We start from the raw sequence: 25,256 nt of genomic DNA on the forward strand, positions 1-25,256 counted from the left end.
CTACCTGACATATATGCTTTTCAAAAGCTGAACAAAGATGCCGAAACTCTTGTTCAGCTTCTTTGCGGCCTTGGCTTTTTATGCCAAGTACTGTTCTTCCGGCAAGTTTACCAGGGTCTTCAGGATTTTCCATAAGGTTTCTTAGGATTTTCTCTCCAGCTTGAGGATTTTCAAGAATTGCAGAAAGGTCTTTATTCAAAGCATACCGGTCACCATAAACAACTTGGCAACGCTCTTGGACTTCCAATACACCATATTGGAATTCTGCGTTTTTTAAAATCTTTGAAGTAACCTCATCTTGCGGCGTTCTTGGAGGAGGGGTTGTTCTTCCTGCGCTAACCTCGGCATAGACAGATTCCACGGGTTTATGGGGTGCACGCCCACCCTTTGCACCAAAGTCAATATCTGCATAGATAACTTCTGGTTGTTGTGAAGGCTCTCGTCCACTCGAGGCAACGGTTGCATAGACAGATTCGACGGGTTCATGGGGTGCACGCCCACCCTTTGCACCAAAGTCAATATCTGCATAGATGGGTTCTTGCTGTTGGGCGCGCTGTTCTTTGGGTGGTTTATTCACCTTTGCATAGAGAGATTCTTGCTCAGATGCTCCTAGGTTTTGTTGTTCAAACTGTTTTCTTACTTCTTCTACCTTGTTAGAAGGGGCTGACTGATGCTTTTTCATGCACGTTTCCTTTCAATATTCAGAAAAAAGCTCTTTGCTGCACGTTTTGGTGCACTCTCCCCCTTTATACCTTGATAGTTTTTATAGGAAAATATCAATTTGAGGGACCTCCAAAGATTTGCGCTATTCAGCGAGCAGGGTAATCGACATTTATGTCTTTTATATAGTTTTTTTGTGAAATTATTATCACTCAGTTAAATAAAATTTTTGAAGCTCTTTGAAGATGATTTTTTTGTAATGTTTTGAAACAATCTTGGCGTAATCGAGAGAAAGCGCCAAGGAATGGGAGAAAAAGTTAAAGCGTTTTTTTGTTTAGCCGGTAAGAGCCATCAATAAAGAGCGATTCACTTTAAGCGACCGCATCTGACATTGGGCTTCTTTTGTAAGTTTCACCGTGTCTGCAATTTCTTTTGCTTTGCTTTCTGATACACCAATGAGACGAGAAAGTTTTGTGTGCTCTCTTTGTTGTATGGCTTGACGTTCTTGTGCTGATAAGCGATTTTGTAGTTGGCGCGCATAAACATGGAGTTGTTGTTGCAGGGTAGGAGAATGAGACAAGGCCTCTCTTTGTTGTTCTGGTGATAGGGTAAAAAGGTTTTGTAAATCTTTGTTTGGTTTTTCAACAAAGTGGTTGGTGCGATTTTGTTCTCTTGTGTGTTTTTCTAGAAGTTCCTTTTTTGTTTGTTGTACTGTTTTTGCATAATTTTTAAACACTTCACAAAGCTGTGGGATATGTTCTTCAGCATGTCTACGCTCTGGACTTTTTATGCCAAATATCTTTACCCCTGCAAGTTTGCTGATCGATTTAGGATATTGGGAGATGTGCTCGGCAAATACGCGGCCTAAGCTCGGATCTGCATTTATTAAATCTATTTTCATGTCTAAGATTTTAGGATTGCCATAAACCTTTTTTGATAAGTGTCTAAGTTGTTTTTGGCCGGCTTGAATAAAGGGATCGTTGGTAACTTTTGCGAACAATTCTTCTTGGCTGAGAGGTGCTAATGTTTCTTTTGGAATAAGTGTTTCTTTTAAATTTTGTACATTTGATTTTTCAAAACAGATAGATGCACCGTTTTGTAAGGTTTTCATTTGTTCTGGTGGGAGATCATCTTTGTTGCCGACGACAAAAACACCATCAACCTCCATGACAAAACCTTCTGCGGCCATGCCTCTATAGATGCCATCATAGGTTTCACCTTCTTTTGCTGCAATCACCATACGATTGTTGATTTCCTCAAGTCCAGCATTTCTCATGTGGGAGATGAATTCCTTTAAAACCAGTGCTTTTTGGGGATGGGTCATGTCTTCAAAGAGATGCTGCATTGGTTGTGGATTGCCTTGTTGCATTGCGGCAACACAGGCGTGTGTTAAGCGTTCTTTAGTGATAAAAGAAAAGTCAATTTTATGGCCGGCAGCTTGTCCAAGCTTTTCCATAAACATGCGCTGTACGCGCCCGTTGCCTTTTCTAAAAGGGTGCGCGTGGTTGAGAAGCATAAAGACTTCAGCGGCATTTTCAGAAAATTCTTGGCGCGATAAACCTTGTAAATTGTTTTTTTCATGCAGCATGCGCTCTAATTGTTTAAGCTCTCTTTTAATCTGTGAACCGACAGCAAAAGGAACTTCATAACCTTTAGGGCGCATTGCTGGCATACGGGCAGTGGTACCATCTGAAAATGTAAAGGATTGATCGCGGGTATAACCCGCCCACTCAAAACTTTTATGGAAAAGGTTCCAGTGAATTGTTTTCAGATAAGTAGCATCAAATTTTTGTGGTAGAGATTCATAGCGAAAATTCACGGCTGCTCTTGCTGCTTCATGGGCACAGCGTGTATAGAGTTGTTGGGGATTTTTTATGCCATATTTATTTTTTAGTGTTCTGCCATTTTTATACAGATAGTTGTGCTCTAACATATGTTTTCTCCTTATAAGATAGGATGACTGATGAGAATGTGTTAAACTTCTCGTTTAAAAATCTCCCTCGGGGGTTCTTTTGAAATTTTGGGCATTGCGTGAGGGAATAGATTCTCCTCAAATCTGTGGGTGTTTTTGATTGTATCAATCTTCTCTTAGCGCTTTTGCTCTTCTGTTGTGTGAGATGATTTTTCCGAAAAAGGCTTGCCTTGAAAAGCTTCTTAATAGGGGGCAAGGCCGAGATATAGTTTCATTGTTTACAGATGTTTCATAAAGGATATTAAGTTTTATGAGCACATGCATAAAAACACCCTTCAAAGAATTATTCCCCCCCATATTTTCTTGCTGGATCATATGGAAACTCCTTGTTTATGGGCTTTTATGAAACAGAATCTCTGTTTTGCTCCAGTGTGCTGTTGTTCTTGTTTTTATGAACAAGTCTCCATAAGAGGATGTTTTTTAGTTTTTCTGTGCTTTGGGGGCAAAACGGTTCTTTTCAGCAGCCGCTAATATTTCTTGCCTTCTAAAATAGATCGCGCGGCAATATCGTAAAGGGGGCTGACCTTGCATGAGAATAATTTATTCATTTTGACGCATGTTTTGGATAATTTCATGAGGTAAAATGAACGCTCTTTTAAAATATTCATATAACCCACGAAGATCTACTTCATTTAAGACAAACAAAATACACTTTTGTCGTTTTCCTCAGTTGTAAGGCGTCAACAATTGCTCTGGATAATATGATGCTCTTTGCTAAATTGGTGGTAAGGCGCTTGAGTAATCTGTTTTTTGCATAGAAGGGAGCAATCTCAAAACATTTCTTCTATATGGGTGTTCAGATCAAGCAACAAGGGTCATATTTTTTAGTTGGCCACAGCAAGTTCATTTGAACGATTTTGTGTGCGTGTGTGTAATTGGTTATGCATGTTTTTTGCCTTCTGAACAATGTCAGTAATTTCTCGTGCTTTCTGTTCTGATATACCAATACTTTGTGCAAGTGTTTCATAATCTTTGTTTTTGATCGCACTATATTCGTTTGATGAAAGACGATGTTCTATGCTGTGTACAAAAGTGCGGAGTTCTTGGTGTAATTGAGGAGATTGAGCCAAGATTTCTCTTTGTTGTTCCGGTGATAAAGAAAAAATATTTTGTAAGGCTTCACTGGGTTTTTCTACTATTTTCTCGAGGCGTTCTTGTTCAATTTTATGGTTTCGAGTGATTATATGATGTGCATTTTCTACAATATATACATAATTCTCAATTGCAGTAGAGAGCGCATCAAGATGAGTTCGAGCATTTATACGTGCCTGATTTTGTAGACCGCATATACTAAAACCTGTAAGAGGAGAAACAGAATGCGGTGTTTGTCTAATCTGATCCACGAGCTGTTGGCCTAATTCTGGATTTTTAATAATCGCTTCTAGCTGTTCGTTTAATGTGTTTGCATCGCCATAAACAGTTTTTGCGTATTGCCGGACTTGTTTTTGAGCTGCAAGAACATAGGCAGTTTGCGCAACCATTTTGGCACATTCACTTTTTGTGAGAGGCGCTAATTTCTCTGTTGGAATGAGTGTGGTGTCAAACTCTTTGCGTTTGGGGGCGATAAAGGTAATTCTATCACCGGGCTTTAATGATTTTAATCGTTCTGGTGTGAGATCATCTTTATCGCCAATGATGTAAGTACCTTGCGTATCGATTACAAAGCCTTCTAAACCAACACCTTTATAGATTCCTCTGTAGGTTTCTCCTGCCTTTGTCACCATAACAAGGCGATCATTCACATCGCGTCCTGTATTGTGTATGTTGTCTATAAATTCTTTTAAAAGACGCCTTTTTGTTGGATGAGAGATATCTTCAAAAAGATCTTTTATCAATTGTGTATTGCCATATTGCATTGCTTCACTATGGACAGCCATCATGCGTTCTTTTGTGACAAGTGAAAAATCAAGCTGATGTCCTGCGGATTTAGCGAGATTTTCAAAAAAGATTTGTTCTACGTGCTCGTTGCCATCTATGAATGGATGGATTTTGTGAAGAGAATGAAAGAGTTCCGTTGCTTCCACGACAAATTCTTCGCGCGTTAAACCTCGCAAATTGTCTTTTTCGGCAATCTTTTGATCTAATTTTTGTAAATCTTCGAGGATTTTTTCACCGCTTGAAAAAGCATTGCCCCATTCGTTTCTTTTCATTTCTGGCATGGAAGCAAGGCTACCATCTGCAAATTTGAAGGGGGTATGGCGCAGATGTCCAGCCCATTCAAAGGTATTTTTAAACAACTGATGGTGAATATGACATAGATAAGTAGAATCAAAATATTCTGGTAGAGATTCTGCACGAAGATTCACTAACGCTTGTTCCCTATCATGGGAGCATTTTTCCAGAAAGCTTTTTAAATCTGTTTCTCCGTATTTATTTTTGAGTATTTGAGTACCGGGGTAGATATAATGATGGGGAGAAGCGTGGGATATATTTTTTGCTTTTGCTTTTGCTTTTGGCATTGTTCCATTCCTTATAATATTACGCTGTCCATAAGAGTGTTAAATTCTTCTCGTGAAATATTTCCCCTCGTATATTATTCTTTTAAGATTTTGAGCATTGGATGAGGCAAAAGAGTTCCCTCAAATTTATGGGGGTTTTTGATTGTATCAATCTTCTCTTAGCGCTTTTGCTCTTCTGTTGTGTGAGATGATTTTCCCGAAAAAGGTTTACCTTGAAAAGCTTCTTGATAGGGGGCAAGGCGGAGATGTGGTTTCATTGTTTGGAGATGTTTCATAAAGGATATTAGGTTTTATGAGCACATACATAAAAACATCCTTCAAAGAATTATTCCCCCCCATATTTTCTTGCTGGATCATATGGAAACTCCTTGTTTATGGGCTTTATGAAACGGAACCTCTGTTTTGCTCCAGTGCGCTGTTGTTCTTGTTTTGATGAACAAGTCTCCATAAAGAGGATGTTTTTTAGTTTTTCTGTGCTTTGGGGGCAAAACGGTTCTTTTCAGCAGCCGCTAACATTTCTTGCCTTCTAAAATAGATCGCGCGGCCACATCGTAAAGGGGGCTGACCTTGCATGAGAATAATTTGTTCGTCTTGACGCATCTCTTGGATAATTTCATGAGGTAAAATGAGTGCTCTTTGTTGATAATTGATGTTGTAAGAGCTCTTGCCCAAAGATAGACCTCTCGATTTGTTTATTCCTGCCACTTCAACGGTCATTTGTCCACAGCGTTCTGAAATGTCTTTGGCGGTTTGCAGATCTTTAATGGCAGCATAACTTACAAAGGAGCAGCTTTCAAACCATGAACGTGCTCCTGCTTCTCCAAAGTGATTAACCAACTGACCAGAGGATTGATAAAAAAGCATCAAAGAGGTGCCATATTTACGACCACGATCACGTGCTTCTTCTAAAATATTCATATAACCAAGAAGGTCCACTTCATCCAAGACAAACAAAACACGCTTTTTGTAATTTCCGTCAGCTGTAATCATTGCATTGAGAAAGGCACCGATAATGACCCGTCCAATTGCTGGATAACTGTTCAAAATGCTTGCGGGAAGATTAAGAAAAACATCTGTATTGCCATCGGTGATATCCGATGAGGCAAAATCATTTCCACAGACAAGATCAGCATAATTGGATAAAGAAAGCCATTGGGTGTCTTTTGAAGCCGTTGTATAAACACCTGAAAAGGTTTGTTCTGCCATTTCTGTGAAAATGCCTACCATTTCACGAATAAAAGGAGAAGGTGTCGTTTCTTGAATCATGCGTAATTGATTGACAACAGCCGTTTCTGATTGAGAAAGAATGGTGCGTAATGTTTTTAAATTGCGTTCACTGTCTTCATATTCGTCAGAAAATATCACATGTGCAAGAAGAGCAGTTAAAAGATTATGCGCTTGTGTGGAAAAATATTCTGCCGAAGAATTCTCTGATTTTTTCTCGCTGAGAAGTAATTTGGAAAAAGCTACAATATTGGCTTCACGCTTTGTGTATGAGACGCTATCATCTAAAAGCCAGTCGATGACATTAAAGTTTTTTGTTAAAATTGAATTGGGATCGAGAACAATAACATTTCTATTCCCCATTTTTTTGCGCGCAAATCGAACCATTGGCGCAACTTCTGTTGAAGGGTCTAGGCAAACAATAGAGCCTGGATAGGTTAAACATGTTGGAACAACTGTACTTGTTGTTTTATAGCCACCAGAACCAGCAAAAAAAATCATGTGGGTGGAACCAAAATCAAGATTAAAGCTTAGCAAAGGTGCTTTCCCTCCCTTCCCCCATGTTGTTTTATTGCCAGGCGCAAAGGGAATATTGTGTACGCTATCTTGATCAACACGATATCTTTCACCAACAACAATTTGACCATTGGCAGGAAAAATCTTTGCTGCATCGTTTAAATTCATCCATGAGGCATCACCAAAAATACCTTTTTTGGCACGCTTGACTTTGTTTTGACGCGGAGAGGTTATCATGACCTGAATTGCTAAAAGCGTAGTACCGATGGTGATGCCAAAAATAACCATAGGATCCATGAACTGTAGAGCATAGCTCCAAGTGATCCCTTGTTGGCCAACATAAGGGCTTAAGCGTTTTATTTCACCAGCAATATGATAAAGCGCAGTGATGCCAAAAAAAAGAGCTGAGACAAACGTGATCGCTTTGCGCAGATACAGTTTTTGTAAGAGAGTATAAAAGAGTGATACCCCAGAAACCATGACCAATACCACTAAGGGCTCTGAGCGAAGATACCAATAAAGTTGTGTAGTGTTCAGCCCATTTGTGACAAACAACAACAAATAAGGAACGAGAAATATCGTTAAAGCTCCTAAAGCAATTGGCGCTAAAATGAATGCTAAATGTGTCTTTGTGTATTTCATTTTTGTCTTAACTTTCGATTTTCTCAAGATATGGCGCGTGCTCTTTGTAAAGTCGCTGGTATGGCCTTTAATAATCTGCTTTTCTATCTGTGGAAGAGGTATTAAAATGCCTCTTCCACATGGTGTTCAAAACAAGCAACAGGCGTTCTCTTTTTTAGCTGACCATAGCAAGCGCATTTGAACGGTTGAGTGTGCGTTTTTGAGTTTGTTGGTAGACTTTTTTGACTTTTTGAACAATGTCGGTAATTTCTGCTGCTTTCTTGATCGATGTGCCAATCGCTTCAGCAAGTTTTTCATAATTTTTATCCGTGATCGCTTTATGCTCATCTGAGGAAAGACGCGTGTTGATATTTTTTGTAAAATTACCAAGTTCTTTTTTAAGAAGAGGATTATGTGCTAAAGCTTCTTGCTGTAATTCTTTTGGTAGATCGAGAAAATCTCGCAAGCTTTTACTTGGCATTTCTACCGATTTCGCACGGCGAACTTGTTTTTCTTGATGCTCTTGCGTGATTTCTTTCTTAGCATGTTGTACCGCACATGTAAAATTGACTATTGCTCTACAAAGTGTTGTAACATGATTTTTAGCGTTTGCACGTGTTTGATTTTGTAGGCCGCATAAACTGAAACCTGCAAGAAGAGCAACAGAGTCTGGTGCTTGTTCAATCTTGTTGGCAATATGTTGACCAGAATTGGAATTTTTAATAATGGCAATCATCATCTCATCACATTTTTTCGAGCTGCCATAAACAATTTTTGACAAACGTTGAATTTGTTTTCGAGCGGTATGGACACAGGCATCTTCTGCAATGAGTTCGAAAAGTTCAGCTTTTTCTAAAGGCGCTAATGTTTCTTTTGGAATAAGCGTGTTCTTTAATTCCTGTGCTTGTGGGACCGTAAAGGTAATTCTATCACCGGGTTTTAATGTTTTTAATTGTTCTGGTGTGAGGTGTTCTTTATTACCGATGATGTAAGCTCCTTTTACATTGAATGTAAAGCCATCTTGACCCGCTCCTCTATAGAGGCCTGTGTAAGTTTCACCTTCTTTTGTCACCATAACAGGGCGATCATTCACATTGCGCCCCATATTTTTCATACTGTCCATAAATTCTTTTAAAAGATGGGTTTTTTCTGGATTGGAGATATCTTCAAAAAGATGTTGCATAGGTGCTAGATCGCCTTTTTCTGCTACTGCAACACTGGCAAGCAACATACGTTCTTTTGTGACAAGCGAGAAGTCAAGTTTATGGCCTGCGGCTTGCGCAAGTTTTTCAAAAAAGACTCGTTGTGTGCGTCCGTTACCTTCTCTAAAAGGGTGGAGTTGATTGAGAGAGTTAAACAAGTCTATTGCTTCAGAGTTAAATTCTTCACGCGTTAAGTCTTGCAAATTATTTTTCTCTGCAAGCTTTTGATCTAATTTTTGTAAACCTTCTTGGATTTCATCACCCAGCGCAAAAGCATTTTCCCAACCTGTTCTTTTCATCTCTGGCATAACGGCTGTGGTGCCATCTTCAAATGTAAAGGGGATATGGCGGGGATGTCCTGCCCATTCAAAGGTATTTTTAAATAACTCATAATGAATATGACATAGATAGGAACTATCAAACTGTTCTGGTAGGGGGGCTTCACGCAGATTAACTATCGCTTTTGATGTATCATGCGAGCATTTCTCTAGAAAGGACTTTAAGTTTTTTGTTCCATATTTATTTTTGAGTGTTCTGGTGTTTGGGTAGACATAATGATGAGGAGACGTTGTCTGTATATTTTTTATTCTTGCTTTTGGCATAGTTACTTCCTTATAATCGCACACTGTCCATGAGAGTGTTAAATTCCTCTAATGAAATATTCCCCTTCGCATATTCTTCTAAAATTACGAGTGTTTTAGAATGAAGCGCTATTCCTTCAAGTGCATGGCTGTTGATGGTCGCATCAACTACTTCACGGCGTTGTTGTAATTCTTCTGCTGTCATCGATAAGAGATTTTGTGTCGTCTTTTCCGACATTTATTTTTCCTTTCCAGCTTTTCAAGAAATGCCTTTAAAAAGCCTTTTTGGCAGGCGTGATTTCTCTTTAGTTTCCGCCAAAGATGTTGCGTTGTTTAAAGGGGTCATAATAAATTTCTGTGACCTTGAATTTTCCTTCAATGCGTTTACATTGGATGATGATATCAATCATTGAAATCAATAGACCGCGGATATCATTGCGCTCTAAATCGCTTCCTCCCTCACTTTCTTTGACAAGAAGTGTCATTTGTTCAAAGGCAGCAAGTGCTGTCGAGGCATGTACGGTGGTAATTGAACCAGGGTGTCCTGAATTGACATTGCGGATATAATAAAAAGCTGTACCATCTCGAAGCTCTTGTAAAAGAATGCGGTCAGGGCGCATGCGTAAGGCAGATTCAAGCAATTCTTTGGGACCAACAGAGGATAAACCTTGTCCATCTTTTGAATAGATCATAGAAACATGGTTGGGTTGAGGGACAACCAATTCTTGTGTATCTTCAATGGTGATAATACGCTCATCATGAGGAATTTTGGCGATTAATGCTTTGGATAACGTTGTCTTTCCAGAACCGGTTTTTCCGGCAATTAAAATATTTTTTTGGCAATTTACAGCTTGATTTAAAAAGGAAACAAAGTCCTTATGACAGTAGGAAGTTGCTAAATCATGCTCAGTGTTTTTGAGTTCGTTAAAGCGTGATGGGTAATCTTTTAAGGGCGTAAATGTTACTTGTTCACACACGGAAAAAAGGCCCTTGTTGGCAAGATCTTCAAGAGAAAAACTCTGCGAGGATGGCTTGCGAATTGTCATACTGATTGTGTCTTTTTCTACCGCTGGAGGAATGACAATTTGAATACGCTCATTGCCTGGAAGAGTAGCAGACAATATAGGATTTTTGTCGGAGATATTTTGTTTAGAATAGGAAGCGACAACTTTAGCAATCCCCATAAGCTCATGAAATGAAAGAGCCGGGGCTTCTATTGTTTTCCATCCCTCACTCCCTTCAGTCATGACTTGATAGGGTCGATTGATGACAATTTCAAAAAGACTCTCGTCTTTTAAAAAAGCACTGATGGGTTCAAGTTTGGTTAAAATAATTGCAATGGTTTCATCGTTCAAGCTATGCAAGTTCTTGTTCATTTTAAAGTCACTGTAGAATGTTTATAAAAATTTCTTGAAAGAGCTCGATTGGTAATCTGTTTTTTGTTTTCGATGACTTTCAATTTGTAAACATTGGAAAAATCTAAGTCGCGGGCAACAAAAACATTAACCAATTCTCCTTGGTTCTTGGTCAATGTTGGAGGAATGTTGGCGTAATTTTCTGTGATAATATTTGCAATATTTTGCCCAGAAGAGGCAGTTTCAGACTCCGCCTTTTCTGAACCTTTTAAAAAACGACCTTTTGCATAGTTTGTTGCATCTTTGACAATCGAAACAAGAAGCGCAGAGCCAATCCTCTCAAACCAATGATTATCAACATCTCCATCCATACCAGAACGGCCTAAAGAATCTGTTGCTGGTGAAGCGAGTGTGATAATGACACCATCTGGTGTTTTAGCTCTATTCCAGAGCACAAAGAGACGGCTTTGTCCCCTTTTTAATCCAGAACGATATTCGCCAATAATTTGTGTGCCTTTATCAAGAAGAACAACGCGACCATTGTCGGACAAAATATCTCTGGAGACAATACAACTGGTAAATCCTAGCTGGTCACTGCTGATTGCAGTTTCTAAGATACAGGGAATGGAAGCACCCATGGCAATAATGTAGTTGCGATTGCCAAGAGTGGAAGCGCCAATACTTTCAAGGGTGGTTGGTTTGAGAAGGTGATTAAAGTGCTGTGCTGTTTCATCAGGTTTTTTTTCTCCTTGGTGTAAATCGCTATTATTTAACGCTGTGATTTCTTTGTTCTGATTGGTATTTGCATAGGCAAGTACAGGAGCACGTTGTGCAGCTTCTAAGAGTTTATCATCATCAGATTTTGACTGATTGATTTTTGGTGTTGGTAGTTCAACCTTGGGCAACAAAGCGTTATTTTTTTGCGGAGTTTCAAGAACTATAGGCTTTGGTTCTGCTGGGCGGAAAAGTTCTGTTTGCTTAATAATTCCTTCTTTTGGAGATTCTATAGGATGTGTTTTGTCTGTTTCAAGCGTTGAATATGCTAAATAAATACAGACACCGAAAAGAACAAGGAGAGCTGCTGCTTTTCCTAAATTGCTCTGTTGTTTTTTTCCTTGCAGATTTGTTATCGTATCGCGATCATTAATGCTTTTTTCATCCATTGGGTTATTCATGGCTGTTTCCTATGTTCACTTTACGTTGTACAGATGGTGATGTTGTACCGGTTTCGGGGTTGACCCCTGCAGGCACAAAATTTTTATTGAAGATACACAATACGTCATTGCCACGGCGCAAAGTAAATTGTGCAGCTATAGCATGCACAATGACTTGGTTGCCTTTAATTGATTTTGGAACAAGCGACTCTTGACCATCAAGGGATACAAGGTAAATGGCAGGAATTTCAGTATTGCCTACAAATGTAAATGTTGTTGTTTTACCATTGTCATAGACAGAAGCAGGTTCAATGAGGGGGGAGCCTTGGGCTTCATAAGCCCAATTACGTGGTCCAAAATTTTCATGGATATTGAGAACATCATTTACAAATTTTTCTTCACGGCGTTTTGATTTTTCTGCTTCAGCTAATTTTCTACGCAAGGCTTCATCTTCTGGATAACGAAACTTTACCAAAAAATATGTGTCATTGCCTGCTGAAACATCTCCTTCACGCACTTGTAATTCAAATTGATAAGACCGTTTTGTTCCATCTTGGCGCGTGGTAACAATTTGTAAATTGGTGACAGGCTGAACTTCACGTGGTTTAAGAAAAACAAAGTGACCTGCTGGAGCAACTTGCCAAGCAACCGAATTGCCAATACCCACATAGGAGACTTCTTCGTCATCGGCAAATTCAAGCTGGACAGAAGAACGAATAGAACCAATAATTTGCGTGACATTATATGGGTCATAATTGACAAATCTGATACGGTTATCTTTGCGTGCACTCACAGGCGCTGTTTCTGCAAAGGAGGGGCCTGTATGACAGCTTATTAAAATAACGAACGCTAAGATTATATGAGAAAATCTGATCATTTTATTACCTCTGGATCGGAGCGATATTCCGATACTTGAAAGCCAAGTGGGTTTATTAAGCGGTCCGATGTGGAAATGCGTGCATTTACGTAGGAAAAATTTAAAATCGAAACCCAATGGGAAATAGTCTCTTTGTCATTTAGTTCTCTGACTGTTTTATAGTAACGCACTTGGATAAGATCTTTGCTTAAAAAGGAGATTGATTTGATTGCAACCGTGACTGTCATGTTTTGATAGATATTTTGCGGACTTTCTGGATTGTTGCCCGCATACCATTTTGCAAAACGGTTTTGCTCTTTTGGTGAAGATAAAAGAGAAATTAAGCGAAAATTGTTTTCTGCCTCTGAAGATTGAAAACTTTCGCGGGCAAGGACATATTTGCTCGCAAAATAGCGTGTTATCGCTTCATCATAGTCCTTTGGTGACTCTTTTAATGCACTCACCGTATCTACAATGCCTGTTGAATTATCAACGCGGATAACAAAAGGCTCCACTGTTTTTAAGGGCGTTAATGCTGCTACAGCGAAAGCTAAGGCGATTGTCATTAAGCCAAAAAGTACTGTCAAAGCCATGGAAATTTTCATTCGTATGTGCATGCCATGCATGCGATCAATATCAAATGAGCGTGCTTCTTTTATATATTCATCAAATTCATTACTTTTCACGTCTATCCTCCACAGTTTTATCAGAGAATGTTTCCTGGTTTATAGAATTCAATGAAGCTGCTTTAAGTGTCACATCTGCTGTTGCTTTTTCATTTTCTAAGGTATTGAGAATGATGGGTGTTGTTAAAGGTTTGGCGTTTTTTTCTTGGAAAATGACGTCTTTATTGTAGAAATACCACTTATCTTTATTTAAGGGGCGGGTGTGTTTGCCATTACAGCGTGGCGGTTCTTTCGGGCCACTTAAAGAAGCACAGCCGCTAAGGACAATGGTTAAAATCATAAAAAAAGTTATTTCTCGTTTCATTTTTTGAACTCACGAATACTTTGGAATACAAGGCATGGAGGTTTTTACTCTAAACGATCTTACAAAAACGTAGCATGAAAGGTTTTTGTTGGTCGTATAGAGATAAGGGTATCAAATGTTCCATGTAAAAGATGCATGGTGTGAGCATGAAAGGGCACACACCATGCCAAAACAAGAAGTGTGGTGTTTTTAAAGAAGTGTCTGACATTAAAAACGACCACCACTTTTTCCTCCTGCTTTTGCCGCACCTCCTGCTGCACCAGAAAGTTGTGAAACTGCATTTTTCGCCGCATTACCACCAGCTTTAGCACCAGCTTTAGCACCGCTGGAGAGCATCGAGAAAACCTGTCCTCCTGAAGCAACACCAGTGTTAAAGTATGGTCCACCAGAGGCAAGTGCTGAGGCAATGCCGGGAAGTGCACGGAAAAGAAGGGCTCCTACTATCGAGATGATAACGACTGGAGGAAATAGATAATAAATTGAATCATATGAATCACTGAGAACGTGCACGATAATTTTACACATAATCGTACCAAGCATGATGACAAGAACTTGCAAAAGCGTAAAATTGACCAATGTGGTAATCCATGCATCGGTAAATTTTTTGGTTCCATTGAACAAATAAAAACTAATGAAGAGTGGTCCAAGACCGATAATCATGACAAGGGCAACCTGTGCAAACATTTGCACAATAAAACCACCAATACAAAAGACGATAACAGCCAAGATCATTAAAGAACCAAGAAGGCCAACCATGATCTTTTCAAGAAACCAAGCTCTCGATAAAACTTCTTGATAGCGTGTACTTGCCTGTAACAAAATATAATCAAAAACATTAGAGTTTGTAGCATTGCTATTAAGCGCATTGCCAATGGCGTTGGCTAAATCATTAAAGAAAACATCTTTGACATAAATGTTAAATGTATCTGCATTGGTTGCCATTGTCGTCACAACAACGATTTTAACAACATTGTTGAGAAGACTATTCATGGAAAGAGCAACACGACCGGTCATAACATTATAGCCATACAGAAAAATGAAAATGATCGAAGCAAGATTGAGTGGAGCTGAAATAGCAGAAGATAAACCACTCACTACTGTGTTCATCACATTGTCGAGAGGGGCTAAAATATATTCAGAAATGCTCTCAAACGGGGAGAATTTAAAGTCTGACATTAGAACTCTCAAGCTTTTGTTTTAATTGTTCGGCAAGCTCTTTATTTTTTTTCTGTGCTTGTTCTTCATATATTTCTTCTGTTGTTTTCTTATCTTTTGCTTCAATCATAGCGAGAGACTGAAGTTTTACAGTATTTGCCTGAAACTGTGTTTGAAGAAGAGAAAGTTGTGTTTGAAGCTGCTGTAATTCTTCAGGTTTAGCGTCTTTTTTGGATTTGACAGTTTCAAGCTCTTGCTTGATTTCCTCAATCTTTTTTATACTTTCAATTGTAGATGCGTAAATTGATTCAGCTGTATCTGATTTTACAGCGTTTAATTTTTGTGTGCTTTCTAATGCTTCTTTGTAATATCGCTCAGTATCTTGTGCGGTCGCATGAGAGATAAAAGACAAAGATAACAGTGTGATGAAGCTATATTTTTTCATTGATGTTCTCTCCTTTGATGGAATATGGGCAACCACGTATTGGGGTCTGTTCCATATTCGTTGATAATTTCATTCATGAGTTCAATATTTTTGGTTGTACCGCTTAAGACAGCAATCTCATCATTCATCCCGCGTAAGTTAAGTTCTGCAACAACAGAATTTTGTCCCTGCTTGATAAGAAAACGACGGGATTCTCTGCTTAATTCTGACTGTATCAGTTCAAACTCACGCTCAGTCAGTTTGAAATTTTCAACATAATCGTGATAATTTGCTTTTTGATTGGGGAAAAATATTTGCGTGGGGCATTGCTCAATGATTGTGTGAGCAATTGTTGAGTTTAAAGCGTCTTTGGGACTTTGTGTGGCAAACAGCATCATGCCATTTTGTTTACGGATTGTTTTGAGGCGATCTTGCGCAAAAGCTTTGAAGGAATCGTCTTCCAAAGCTTTCCAAAATTCGTCAATGACAATAATAATGCGCCGTCCGTCAATGAGATCAAGGATGCGGTGAAACAGATACATCATTAAAGGGCGTCGAATTTCTTCATTGTCTAAGAAATCTGTCATGTCATAACCAATGAATTGGGCGTCTAAATTGAGATCATCTTGATCGTTATCAAAAACCCAACCTAAAGCCTCACCTTTGATCCAAGGTTGTAATCGTATGGCAATTCCTTCTTTTGAGGTGTTATCAAAAAACAGTTGAAGAGCACCAAGAGAACGTTGTGCACGAGGCAAGCTCTCTAAGGAATCGATAGCGTTGCTGATATCTTGTCGTTCTTCTTCTGTTACCGTTTGTCCTTCAGTTGTAACAAGCTTTAAAATCCAATTGCGAAGAAAGATTTTATTTTTCTCTGTGTATTCCAAGCCTTTTAAGGGGGCAATACCGGTGGGATATCCGTTTTTTAATGGTTTATATTTTCCGCCTCCGGCTCGTACAAAAATCTCTGCACCTTGATCTTTGTCAAAAAAAACCATGGTTGGATTATGTTTTTGTAATTGAGCAAGAAGAAAATTAACAATTACAGTTTTACCAGATCCCGATGGACCACAAACAAAAGTATTGCCAAGGTCACCATAATGAAAATTAAAATAATAAGGTGAACTCGCTTGTGTTTTCAATAATGCTACAGCGGAGCCCCAAACATTACCCTCTAATTTGCCAATAGGGAAAGAGTGGAAGGGCGATAGGGCAGCAAAATTTCTGCTGGTAATGGCTCCAGAGCGCGCACGATAGCTGAAATTTCCCGGCAATTGTGCCCACCATGCGGCTTCTAAACCTAAATCTTCTCTGGCAATAACAGCACCACCATTGGTTAAATGCGAACGTGCCTTTGAAAGATTTTCTGCTAATATTTTAGGGTGATTGGCAAAAACAGCTAAAGAGAGATGATGCTCCCCCAAAACAAAACGGTTTGACTCTAAATCATCCAGCGCTTCATCAAGTGCTTCAATTTGTGAGCTGGCACGATCGGCCGTATTAATCATTTGATTTTGTTTGCGCCCCATAATGGCACTGGCAGCTGCTTTACTTTTAAAGACAAAAGATTGTGTTAAAATAAATTCAAAAGGGGCTGTCAGCAATTCATCGGTCATGCCAGGGCGCGTTCTTGAGGGATATTCTTTCCAGCCAAACATACCAACAAAGCGTTCATTGCTTTCATGGCGAATTTCAATAAGTTCTTTGCCGAAAATAACACGATCTGAGTAAATCGTCGAAGCAATGGTGCCAAATGTGAGGGGAATACGCTCACGCCTGCCTCCTACCAACTGATGGAGAAATTCACTTTGTTCAGAAAATAAAACGCCTTCATGTTCATAAATGGACAATAGCCGTGCATCATAGGCTTCTAATCCGTTTATAAAATCTTGGCTTAATTCTTCAATTTTATAAATGGCCTCCTGATCTGGTTCAGATTGTGTCTTCTTCGCTTTGCTCAAGCGTTGAAAAAATGAAGCAAGTTGTTCGGTTTTATCTGATGCCGGATTCCAGAGCAATGAAACAAACAGATCATTTCTGTAAAGCTCTTGCGAAATCATTTTCTTTTTGTATTTTTCGTCTAATGTTGCTGCAAAAGAAGAAAAAAAACGCCCCTCTGGATAAATTGTTTCGCGACGGCGGATAATATGAGAATATAAAGCAACACGTTCATCAGCAATATTTCTAAAGAACGTGTTTAATTGATTGTGTAAGGAATTTAATTGATCGATATCTACAGTTTCAAAATTTACGCCTTCAATGGCAATCACAGTCATTAAGCAGCGTGAATTTAATGCAATGACGTGTTGGTTGACATGGCGCATGTAGGGAATATAGTCTTCAGGCAAAGTTTCCCGTTTCATGATCGACGACTGTTTCATCTGTTTAGTTCCTTATAGGTCCGGATCAGACGTAGTGGGGACGTCGATCCTCCTCCCCATCTATTGAGATTTCTTTGTTTGCCTCTTGTATTGAGCCAAGCAAAGAGCACGCGAAACTGATTGTGGTCGTGTTTTGTCACTTCACGTAAAACAAAGTGCATACCAATACCAAGACCAAGCATGGTAAAATCACTTGTGATAATAAAAAGAATGACAGTCGCCATAGCGTTCAGTGCCATCCCTTCCATTGTGACACCGGCAAACATAGCAGGTCTTGTACAGGCAAGGAAAAGAGGATCTTCGTTCATTTATGACCCGTTCCCCACTAAATTTCCAACGAGAGTTGGTGCCCCAAAAACAATACCAATGCCAATTAGGCAGTAAGCGGCTTTGCGCAGATCAATAAAGCCGTACATCCAGCCAATACCCACAGCAGCAACGCAGATAATGGCAATAAGCCTTGCTGTTTTTCCCGTCATCATACCAACAATATTTTCTAAAACAGTATCGACCTGCCCAAACCCACCCGTAGAAGCATTAGAAGCCGCATAAGAGGGATCTAAGATAACGAATGCCGTTAAAAGCAGCATGATAATGATGAAGATGCCGTTCTTGGATAGAGTGTTTGTCATTTTACCTCTCTTTAAATTGTTTCTTGGTCCTCTTGTCTCTCACGGGCGAAGAACTCCCCTTCCTTACAATTTGCATCCCAAATTGCAGCCAAAATTTCCCCTCAATTATTTTTTAAAAACTTTGATAGTGGTCGTTGCTCACTTTCAAAATCTTCTTCTTATAGAGACAGAAGATTCCTTCACTCTGTGAGTCTGTTATAAAAAAATGGCAATTTTAAGTTCTATTTTATCTTTTAAGATGCCACTAGCTAATTGTGTGAGAATACTATTTTTTATTATACAGTGGAGTTAGCACTCGACATATCTTGCTTAGAGTTTTCTCTGTAAAAAGTAGGTAAATCATTGATAAAAATATAAAAAGGTAAAGCAAAAATGAACTTTTTAAGTGAATATATGAAGCTGGGTCGTTTTAAACTGATCGTTATTATTTACATTGTGGGTTCTATATTATGGGGGATAGGCAAATATAAAGCTAAAATAGATTTGAGCCCTCTCAAGACCTTTACGATGCGTGATGTTCAAGACATTGTGGGTATGCATTTGGCAGAAAAAAAGCCAACGGAAGCCATTATCAAACAGCGATTAGCAAAAAATGAGTCAGCTGTTGGTTTACAGGAAAGTGTTTCACTGGGCAATGCGACTGTTTTTCAGGGGAGGGCATCGGTTACCAGTGGTGTTACATTTAAATTGCTCACCCCTGTTGCACAATCGTGGCGTCGGCATATTACGCGCAATATTCACCTCTATGGTGTGGATAGTTGTGCTCCGCGTCAAAAGGCAAAATTAAATGGTCAAGAATGGCCTTGTGGTGCGGTGACAACGGCTTGGCTTGTTACCAAAACGCTTGGTCAGAATTTGTCTTGTAAGCAGGCACTTAAGCATAATGGTATTTTTTATGCGCAATGTTTTGTGGATGGGGTTGATTTAGCGGAGGCAGGTCTTGCTGAGGGTATGTTGGTGCTTGCAAAAGAAAATAAAAACCCTATTCCAGCACAGTATCGCCATGCGGAAGAAATCGCTCGCAACAACAAAGTTGGTCTTTGGTCTAGTAATTTTACTGAACCTTTACAATGGCGGAAAGATAATGGCTCTTATAACCCCTTTGCTGGTTTTTGATTGCTGTCACGATCATATTTCTTTGATGGCTGATATCAAAAAATTTACAAAGCAAATTACAACAGAGCATAGGGAAAATGGTAATAAGCTATAAAATCATTGCAACTGTTTTTCACAGCAGTAGATTGATGGCTGTTCCATTTTCAAGGTTTGTTTTTTATTCAAATATTCGCTTTAGTTTTCAAAGGTGGTTAAGCTATAATGGTCGTATCAATGTATTGTATAAAATCATTTGTTGTTCCAGTAAATCTTCCCTTTGATGAAGAGCAAATTTGTCTTGAAGGTTTCATGAAGAAATCTCTATAGGCTTTTTATTGTTTTCCTCTTCATTATGTATTACGAAGAACATTTTATGATGTCTGTTGTGAACATTTTTTGCGTTATGTAACTATAGCACTCATTCTAAAAAATAAGAAATGGCTAAAAAATAAGAAATGATGATCACTAAAGCTGTTGCTGCATAGTGTGAAAATAAGGACCCCATCTTGGGGGGGATTAACAAATGTGATATTAAAAGAGGGGTAAATGAAAAAAATTATTTTATTATGCATGGCTCTATTATTCGTAGTGGGGTGTGAAAAGACTTAATAGTGTGGAAGATTTTAAGAAAGATGGGGAAAAAAATGTTTCCTTGGATTTAATGTGAAGGAATCTTAAAATTGTCAAAATTTATTACAAGCAGATAATGAAATGTCTTTTTCGCAAAAGCCTGTCAATTCACGTCTAGGAGCAAAATTTTAATAAACACATATCTCAACAGTAGAATGGTGTATGTATATAAGTTGCAAAATAAAGAAGTTACTATGCAGTTGCTTGTGACTTCTTTCATTTTATCAGGTTGAGAATTATTCTCGCTTAAAAATTTCCTTTTGATCTCTTTTGGTAAGGTGTGTGAAGCATTAGGATTTTGGCTGTAAGAACATGCTTTTAAAGGATTTATAGCGGAGACTTCAGTATTTTCTACCCTCAAACACTTGTTGTTTAAGCAGGACTATAAGGTATAATTTTCTCTATGGGCTGTTTTGTGAGAGAGTGTGGTGAATACTCAGACTCGGATTTGCTTTTAGAGCTTATGAAACAGTGTTTGCTGGTGATATGCTAGGGGGGCAAGCGAGACAGGAAGCGTCGTTGTTTACAGAGCTGCATTGGTAGGCTTTATTCTTTGAATGGGAGGCAAGTCAAGAACAGGGTTCCAAGTATTAATAACAGCGCTTTTTGGTTAAGTACAGAGCGCTTTAAATAAAAAGCATGCGGGAGAAGGAGGTCCTTTGAATACGCATGAATATTGATGAACGGAGCCTGTAGTGCTGTGGGGCATGATTTTAAGAAATTTCATTTTGATCGGCAATTAATTGTAAAATTGCTTTGCGTTTTATTGTGATGAGGACTCTAAAACTTTTAAGCAGCAGATATTCTTCTCTGCTGGAGATGATTTCATTATGAGGGTTTGTGAGGGGTTTGTGAGGGGCTGACGCATATTGTTTTGTGGAGAAGTCGACTTAAAAGAAGGCAATGGGGACATTCAAGATATCGGCCAAGATATCGGCAATTTGCTTTAATTGTCCCGCTTCGACATGATTTAAGCTTTTTTCGTATTTTTGAATTTGTTGGAAGCCTCTCCCTAGAGATTACTCTAAGGCTTTTTGAGATATTTTTAGCATGTTTCGTCTGAAGCGAACTTTTTTACACATGAATTTGTCAATATGAGGATTTTTATTTTACATTTCCCCCACAGGGGGCGAGCGCTCTTGTATTGGACTTTCGGGGAGGTTGGAAATACTGCAACCTCGTCAGTATTTTGCTTTTCGTGCTGGAAAACACCTAGACAGTGCAAAATTTCGCAAAATGCTAAGACATCCACAGAGTGGATTCATGTTTATGATCGAGGTTTCAGTTTTTCAAGGCTCTATTGGTCGGTGCGTATGCGACCAAAATATCTTTTTATTCATAAAGTAATTTGAGAGGATTTACAATAAAAATGAAGACAGCTTTAGCTCTTCCTTATCCTTACAGTTTTTTTATATCAATAATGGTTGCTTCAGATACTTCTTTAAAAAAATATGTTAATTCACTATAATTTGCTGTTTTGGCAAGGACATAGCCTAAAATTAAAGAGAAAAAATCTTCAGGAGGCAGCATGATAAATATTTCATTTTTTACCAAATGTTTTGCGTGAAGAAATGCTTTTGAATGGCGTAACTCTTCAGGATACTCATAGCGTTTCAATTTACCAGCCTGAGGGGCTATATGGTAATGAATACCTGTATAGGCTTTTACTTCAGGAATCTGAAAAACTTCGTTATTGATCAATGTGGAAACGACATTTTTAATCCAGTTTATTCCTAAAGCATTGCTCACAAAATGTGTCGTGATTAATCTACCTCCAATACGTGCTGCGATTTCAATGAATTTAAAGCCATCTTTTGTCCATTTTGCCTCTAAATGAAATGGAGTATTCTTTAATCCAAGAACATGAACAATATGAGAGGTCGCTTTTTTCAATTTCGATTTTTACCTCATCACTTAATCTTGCGGGGAAAATATGCGGGTATTCTATAAACCAAGGTTCGATAACCTTTTTCTCTGTAATATCTGCAATATAGCATTCTTCATTTACCACAACATCTTCGACAGAAAATTCCTGACCGGAAAGATAAGACTCGCATAAAAAATGAAGACCATAACGGTTATAACTCCATTGATCATGTCCTTCTTTAGCAAGATTGATAAGTCCATGAAATGCATCTTTCATTTGTTTTTCGTTTTCTGCGTAATATACTCCTTTTGAATCGGAAGCGCTTATCGGTTTTAGCACGCAGGGAAATGAAATGTTGCTAAGATCTGCCTCTTCTTTCATTAATTTAAACGATGGGGTGTATTAGGGATAAGTTTCCCATACAGTTTTTATCATTTCATATTTATTTCTGGCTCTTGTTGCAGATGAAACACTTGTTCTAGGTGTTCCTAATATCTCTGATACTAGGGCATTAAGCTCAACGTAAAGATCAGTCCATGAAAGAGATAAAACAAATTTTCCGTTCTTTATTAATCTCTTCAACAAGGGCTAGTACTTGATGATTATCTGCTAGGTTAACTTTGAAAAAATCGACACGATTTTCTAATATTTTAGGGCAGCTGGAAGCAAACAATACTATATTTAACCAAGTTCATGGCATGCATTAAAATAGCTTCTTGTTCGTCTTCATAAGAGCGAATTCCAAGCCAAAGAATAGAATTTTTCATGATTTCCCCCTTTGTTGAAGATTGTTTTTTCTTTCATCCCCCAAGCCCATTAAATTTACGGATTGTTTTCTTATAGACGATAAAAGTTGTGCTCATGGAAAGAAGAGCGCTTAACAGAAGATAGCCGATATGCCATTCACTTTTAGCAAGCAGGAATGACACGGGGAGAGAAGCCGAAAAAGCCAAGGGCAGCAGAAACAGCAGCCATTTCACGATGCTTGAAGGATAAATTGCTATGGGGATAAAGGAGAGTTGGTAAAGCATTGCATGAAAATAGGCAACGGGCATCTTACGGCTGGTCATAAATGTTATAAAGTTGAACATCATGAAAAAACATAAATTTACGATAAAAACACAGCCAATTGCAACGATAAAGGAAAACCATTTCAGTTTTATCTCTGACATATCCGGTAGTGAGACAAATGAATAAGCCGTTACACAAACAATAAAAAGCTTGATTAGATAAAGAGGTCTGCACCAGCCAAACAGGACTAATAGCCAAATTGAAACAGGTTTTGTCAGATATCCTTCAATTTTCCCCTCTGCTACTTTTTCAAAAAATGTTTCAATAGAACTGGTAAAAATATTCAAAAATATCCCAAGCAAAATGAAAACAACAAAGATAAGATGAATTTCATCTCTGCTATAGTTTCCAATGCTGCCTGAGAAGCGAGAGATTTTATCAATAAAGATGAATTGAATAAAATAATAGCACAGAGAAAGAATAAATTCTCCCGTGAAGTTTTTAGCGTAAACAATTTGTCGGCGTATATTCATGCTGATAAAGTAAAGGATTGTTTTCACCTCATCCTCCCGCTCCATGATAGGCTTTCATTCCTTTTTTCCAAGCAATATGAATGAAGAATAAAAGACACAAAATATAAAAAACACTGCCCTCAATAAATTGCTCGAATACTCTCAGATTATGGGTTGAAAGAAATTCGGCAGGAGCCGATATGGTGAAACGATAAGGATTAAACTGCATCAATGGAATGAGCCATGTTGGCCAAAAAGAGGGGGGGAGAAGAGTGCCACCAAGAAGTGCTGAACTGAGAATACTAAAAGAGAGCAAGATATTGTATTCAATTACCCAGAAACTCAATAAGGCAATGGCAAAGGAGAGAAAAAAACACAGCAGTTGCGAGAGAACAATAATGAGAAAAAACAACAGAAAAGTTATGACCAATGCTAAAATATTCTCAAAGGATAAAATAAGTTTTACAGAAAAAATAGCCAGTAAGGGTATGGCATAGAGCACGCTTTCACCCAAAAAGCTAAACAGCATTTGTATCATGTAGCTGAATGGTTTGGTGAGATAGACTTCTAATTTTCCTTCTTTAACATGCTGAGAGAAAGATTGAATTAAACTATAACCATTATTTAAGCGTGATAAAACTAAGGCAAAGGCATAATAATATATCATATCATGAAAGCCAAAACCGTTTATGCTGTCGCTCGTGTCAGAAAAAAGTGCATTCCACAACAGAAGTTGAATCACGAAGGGCGATAGCGTCCCCATAACAATATCGGTAAAAAACATGGCTCTGTCACTGAGGATTGTGAGCAATCCATTCTTGGCAAAGAGAAAGAGAGCAAAGCAATGGTTAGAGAAATTCTTTAAATTTAACACGGAGCATCTCTTCAAGTGAGGGGGTGGATACAGAGAAGGGACAGTTAAGTTTTATTGCAATTTCCCTAATAAAACCTGGCACATCTTCACGCGAGAGTGAAATCTCCAATGTACATTTTTCATCATTAAAGTGTTTCTCTTTTAAAGGAATGGACAATTTTATTGCCAGTTCATCAATGTCCTTTATAAGCGTTGAAGCTGTTGGTAAATGTTCACAAAAAAGCGTTATTCTCACACTTGAGGGGATCATCTCTTTCAAGGTATCAATATCGCTATGAAATTGCTTTTTTCCTTTATGTAAAAGAATAATATCATCAACATAGCCATCGATATCTCCCATGTCATGACTGGTGATGACATATCCTATAGCTTGCTCTTTTTTGAGTTTTTTAAGCAGCTCCCTGATTTCATGTTTGGAAGTAATATCAAGACCAATCGTTGGCTCATCGAGAAACAATAATTGAGGTTTAAAGGATAAATTAAAGGCTAATTCGCTTTTGACTCTCTCACCAAGGCTTAGCAAGCGCACGGGCTTATCCATGATATGCTCAATGTTCAAGAGCTTGGTAATCTCTTTAAGATCGCGGTGAAAAGAGCTCGGTTCAAGGTCATATAGGGGTTGAACCATATCCAGACTATAGCGTAGAGGTAAATCCCACCAGAGGCAATTTTTGTGACCAAAGACCACGCCCAGAGACTTGAACAGATTTTTTTTTGCTTTATAGGGATTAACTCCTAAGACTTTAACATCTCCCTCATCAGCAGTTTGTATGCCAGAAAGTATTTTAATCAATGTGGATTTGCCCGCTCCATTGGGACCGACGATTGCGAGGGATTGTCCTGAAAACAAGGTGAAACTGATCTCTTTTAGCGCATGATAATTTGAAGAGGTCGGCTTAAAAAGAGAAACCACTTTGTTGGTAAAACCCGTTGCATTGTTTATGCTGCGGTATGTTTTTGAGACGTTCTTCACATCAATCAACAATGATCCCATTTGTCTCCCCCCAATTGACTTTATATTCTCTTTAAAACTCTGCTTTTTACAGCGGAAAAACAAATCTACCCTTGAGACCTTTATGGCAAAT

At 38.5% G+C, this 25,256-nt stretch carries 22 protein-coding genes and 2 pseudogenes; 1 reads left to right on the forward strand and 23 read right to left on the reverse strand.

Annotated elements, in window-relative coordinates; translation table 11 throughout:
- The 17 genes and pseudogenes from BN202_RS07610 to BN202_RS07690 all read right to left on the reverse strand — a co-directional run.
- On the reverse strand, nucleotides 1–682 hold a 682-nt coding region (locus BN202_RS07610; protein WP_019220046.1), incomplete at its 3' end, for a BID domain-containing T4SS effector.
- Between the two features lie 312 nt (nucleotides 683–994).
- A complete protein-coding gene (locus BN202_RS07615) occupies nucleotides 995–2,593 on the reverse strand; it encodes a BID domain-containing T4SS effector (protein WP_019220047.1) in 1,599 nt (532 codons plus the stop codon).
- A gap of 459 nt (nucleotides 2,594–3,052) precedes the next feature.
- Nucleotides 3,053–3,235: pseudogene (locus BN202_RS10565) on the reverse strand (type IV secretory system conjugative DNA transfer family protein); the annotation flags it as partial.
- Between the two features lie 221 nt (nucleotides 3,236–3,456).
- Complete coding sequence (locus BN202_RS07625) at nucleotides 3,457–5,091, reverse strand: BID domain-containing T4SS effector (protein ID WP_019220049.1); 1,635 nt, start codon at nucleotides 5,089–5,091, stop codon at nucleotides 3,457–3,459.
- Nucleotides 5,092–5,553: 462 nt separating this feature from the next.
- Complete coding sequence (traG, locus tag BN202_RS07630; RefSeq protein ID WP_019220051.1) at nucleotides 5,554–7,473, reverse strand: Ti-type conjugative transfer system protein TraG; 1,920 nt, start codon at nucleotides 7,471–7,473, stop codon at nucleotides 5,554–5,556.
- A gap of 154 nt (nucleotides 7,474–7,627) precedes the next feature.
- The gene (locus BN202_RS07635) at nucleotides 7,628–9,256 is read right to left on the reverse strand and encodes a BID domain-containing T4SS effector (protein ID WP_019220052.1); all 1,629 of its coding nucleotides are present in this window, start codon (nucleotides 9,254–9,256) and stop codon (nucleotides 7,628–7,630) included.
- Nucleotides 9,257–9,266: 10 nt separating this feature from the next.
- Complete coding sequence (locus BN202_RS07640; RefSeq protein WP_019220053.1) at nucleotides 9,267–9,473, reverse strand: antitoxin VbhA family protein; 207 nt, start codon at nucleotides 9,471–9,473, stop codon at nucleotides 9,267–9,269.
- A gap of 67 nt (nucleotides 9,474–9,540) precedes the next feature.
- Nucleotides 9,541–10,611, reverse strand: coding sequence for a P-type DNA transfer ATPase VirB11 (virB11, locus tag BN202_RS07645; protein WP_019220054.1), 1,071 nt, complete (start codon nucleotides 10,609–10,611; stop codon nucleotides 9,541–9,543).
- The gene (gene virB10, locus BN202_RS07650; protein WP_019220055.1) at nucleotides 10,608–11,765 is read right to left on the reverse strand and encodes a type IV secretion system protein VirB10; all 1,158 of its coding nucleotides are present in this window, start codon (nucleotides 11,763–11,765) and stop codon (nucleotides 10,608–10,610) included. The genes virB11 and virB10 overlap by 4 nt, the downstream gene beginning before the upstream one ends.
- Entirely contained in the window at nucleotides 11,758–12,621 is an 864-nt protein-coding gene (gene virB9 / locus BN202_RS07655; RefSeq protein WP_019220056.1) for a P-type conjugative transfer protein VirB9, read from the reverse strand. The genes virB10 and virB9 overlap by 8 nt, the downstream gene beginning before the upstream one ends.
- Nucleotides 12,618–13,286 (reverse strand): VirB8 family type IV secretion system protein, encoded by a 669-nt coding sequence (locus BN202_RS07660; RefSeq protein WP_019220057.1) that lies wholly within the window; start codon nucleotides 13,284–13,286, stop codon nucleotides 12,618–12,620. The genes virB9 and BN202_RS07660 overlap by 4 nt, the downstream gene beginning before the upstream one ends.
- Nucleotides 13,276–13,590 (reverse strand): hypothetical protein, encoded by a 315-nt coding sequence (locus BN202_RS07665; protein WP_034987861.1) that lies wholly within the window; start codon nucleotides 13,588–13,590, stop codon nucleotides 13,276–13,278. Before BN202_RS07665 ends, BN202_RS07660 begins: the two co-directional genes overlap by 11 nt.
- A gap of 207 nt (nucleotides 13,591–13,797) precedes the next feature.
- Entirely contained in the window at nucleotides 13,798–14,766 is a 969-nt protein-coding gene (locus BN202_RS07670; RefSeq protein ID WP_019220059.1) for a TrbL/VirB6 family protein, read from the reverse strand.
- Nucleotides 14,753–15,190: a hypothetical protein gene (locus BN202_RS07675; protein WP_019220060.1), complete on the reverse strand. Its 438-nt coding sequence runs from the start codon at nucleotides 15,188–15,190 to the stop codon at nucleotides 14,753–14,755. Before BN202_RS07675 ends, BN202_RS07670 begins: the two co-directional genes overlap by 14 nt.
- Nucleotides 15,187–17,550 (reverse strand): VirB4 family type IV secretion/conjugal transfer ATPase, encoded by a 2,364-nt coding sequence (locus BN202_RS07680; RefSeq protein ID WP_019220061.1) that lies wholly within the window; start codon nucleotides 17,548–17,550, stop codon nucleotides 15,187–15,189. Before BN202_RS07680 ends, BN202_RS07675 begins: the two co-directional genes overlap by 4 nt.
- Entirely contained in the window at nucleotides 17,547–17,858 is a 312-nt protein-coding gene (locus BN202_RS07685; RefSeq protein ID WP_019220062.1) for a VirB3 family type IV secretion system protein, read from the reverse strand. The genes BN202_RS07680 and BN202_RS07685 overlap by 4 nt, the downstream gene beginning before the upstream one ends.
- Nucleotides 17,859–18,182, reverse strand: a complete 324-nt coding sequence (locus BN202_RS07690) for a TrbC/VirB2 family protein (RefSeq protein ID WP_019220063.1) — start codon at nucleotides 18,180–18,182, stop codon at nucleotides 17,859–17,861.
- A 372-nt stretch (nucleotides 18,183–18,554) separates the two neighbouring features.
- Between BN202_RS07690 and BN202_RS07700 the strand changes: the two genes are divergently transcribed.
- The gene (locus BN202_RS07700; protein WP_019220065.1) at nucleotides 18,555–19,298 is read left to right on the forward strand and encodes a thermonuclease family protein; all 744 of its coding nucleotides are present in this window, start codon (nucleotides 18,555–18,557) and stop codon (nucleotides 19,296–19,298) included.
- A 1,322-nt stretch (nucleotides 19,299–20,620) separates the two neighbouring features.
- Here the strand turns inward: BN202_RS07700 and BN202_RS10375 are convergent.
- The 6 genes and pseudogenes from BN202_RS10375 to BN202_RS07725 form a co-directional block, all read right to left on the reverse strand.
- Nucleotides 20,621–20,989: pseudogene (locus BN202_RS10375) on the reverse strand (helix-turn-helix domain-containing protein).
- A gap of 316 nt (nucleotides 20,990–21,305) precedes the next feature.
- Nucleotides 21,306–21,800 carry a hypothetical protein gene (locus BN202_RS07705; protein ID WP_198005548.1) on the reverse strand — a complete coding sequence of 165 codons (495 nt, stop codon included), beginning with the start codon at nucleotides 21,798–21,800 and terminating at the stop codon, nucleotides 21,306–21,308.
- A complete protein-coding gene (locus BN202_RS07710; protein ID WP_034987864.1) occupies nucleotides 21,709–22,155 on the reverse strand; it encodes an ATP-grasp domain-containing protein in 447 nt (148 codons plus the stop codon). The genes BN202_RS07705 and BN202_RS07710 overlap by 92 nt, the downstream gene beginning before the upstream one ends.
- A 419-nt stretch (nucleotides 22,156–22,574) precedes the next feature.
- Nucleotides 22,575–23,363: an ABC-2 family transporter protein gene (locus tag BN202_RS07715; protein WP_019220068.1), complete on the reverse strand. Its 789-nt coding sequence runs from the start codon at nucleotides 23,361–23,363 to the stop codon at nucleotides 22,575–22,577.
- Complete coding sequence (locus tag BN202_RS07720) at nucleotides 23,347–24,081, reverse strand: ABC-2 family transporter protein (protein ID WP_034987938.1); 735 nt, start codon at nucleotides 24,079–24,081, stop codon at nucleotides 23,347–23,349. The genes BN202_RS07715 and BN202_RS07720 overlap by 17 nt, the downstream gene beginning before the upstream one ends.
- 64 nt (nucleotides 24,082–24,145) lie before the next feature.
- On the reverse strand, nucleotides 24,146–25,165 hold the full coding sequence (locus BN202_RS07725) for an ATP-binding cassette domain-containing protein (RefSeq protein ID WP_019220070.1): 1,020 nt from the start codon (nucleotides 25,163–25,165) through the stop codon (nucleotides 24,146–24,148).
- Nucleotides 25,166–25,256: the final 91 nt, after the last annotated feature.

It is taken from the genome of Bartonella florencae (genome assembly GCF_000312525.1).
Lineage (GTDB): Bacteria > Pseudomonadota > Alphaproteobacteria > Rhizobiales > Rhizobiaceae > Bartonella > Bartonella florencae.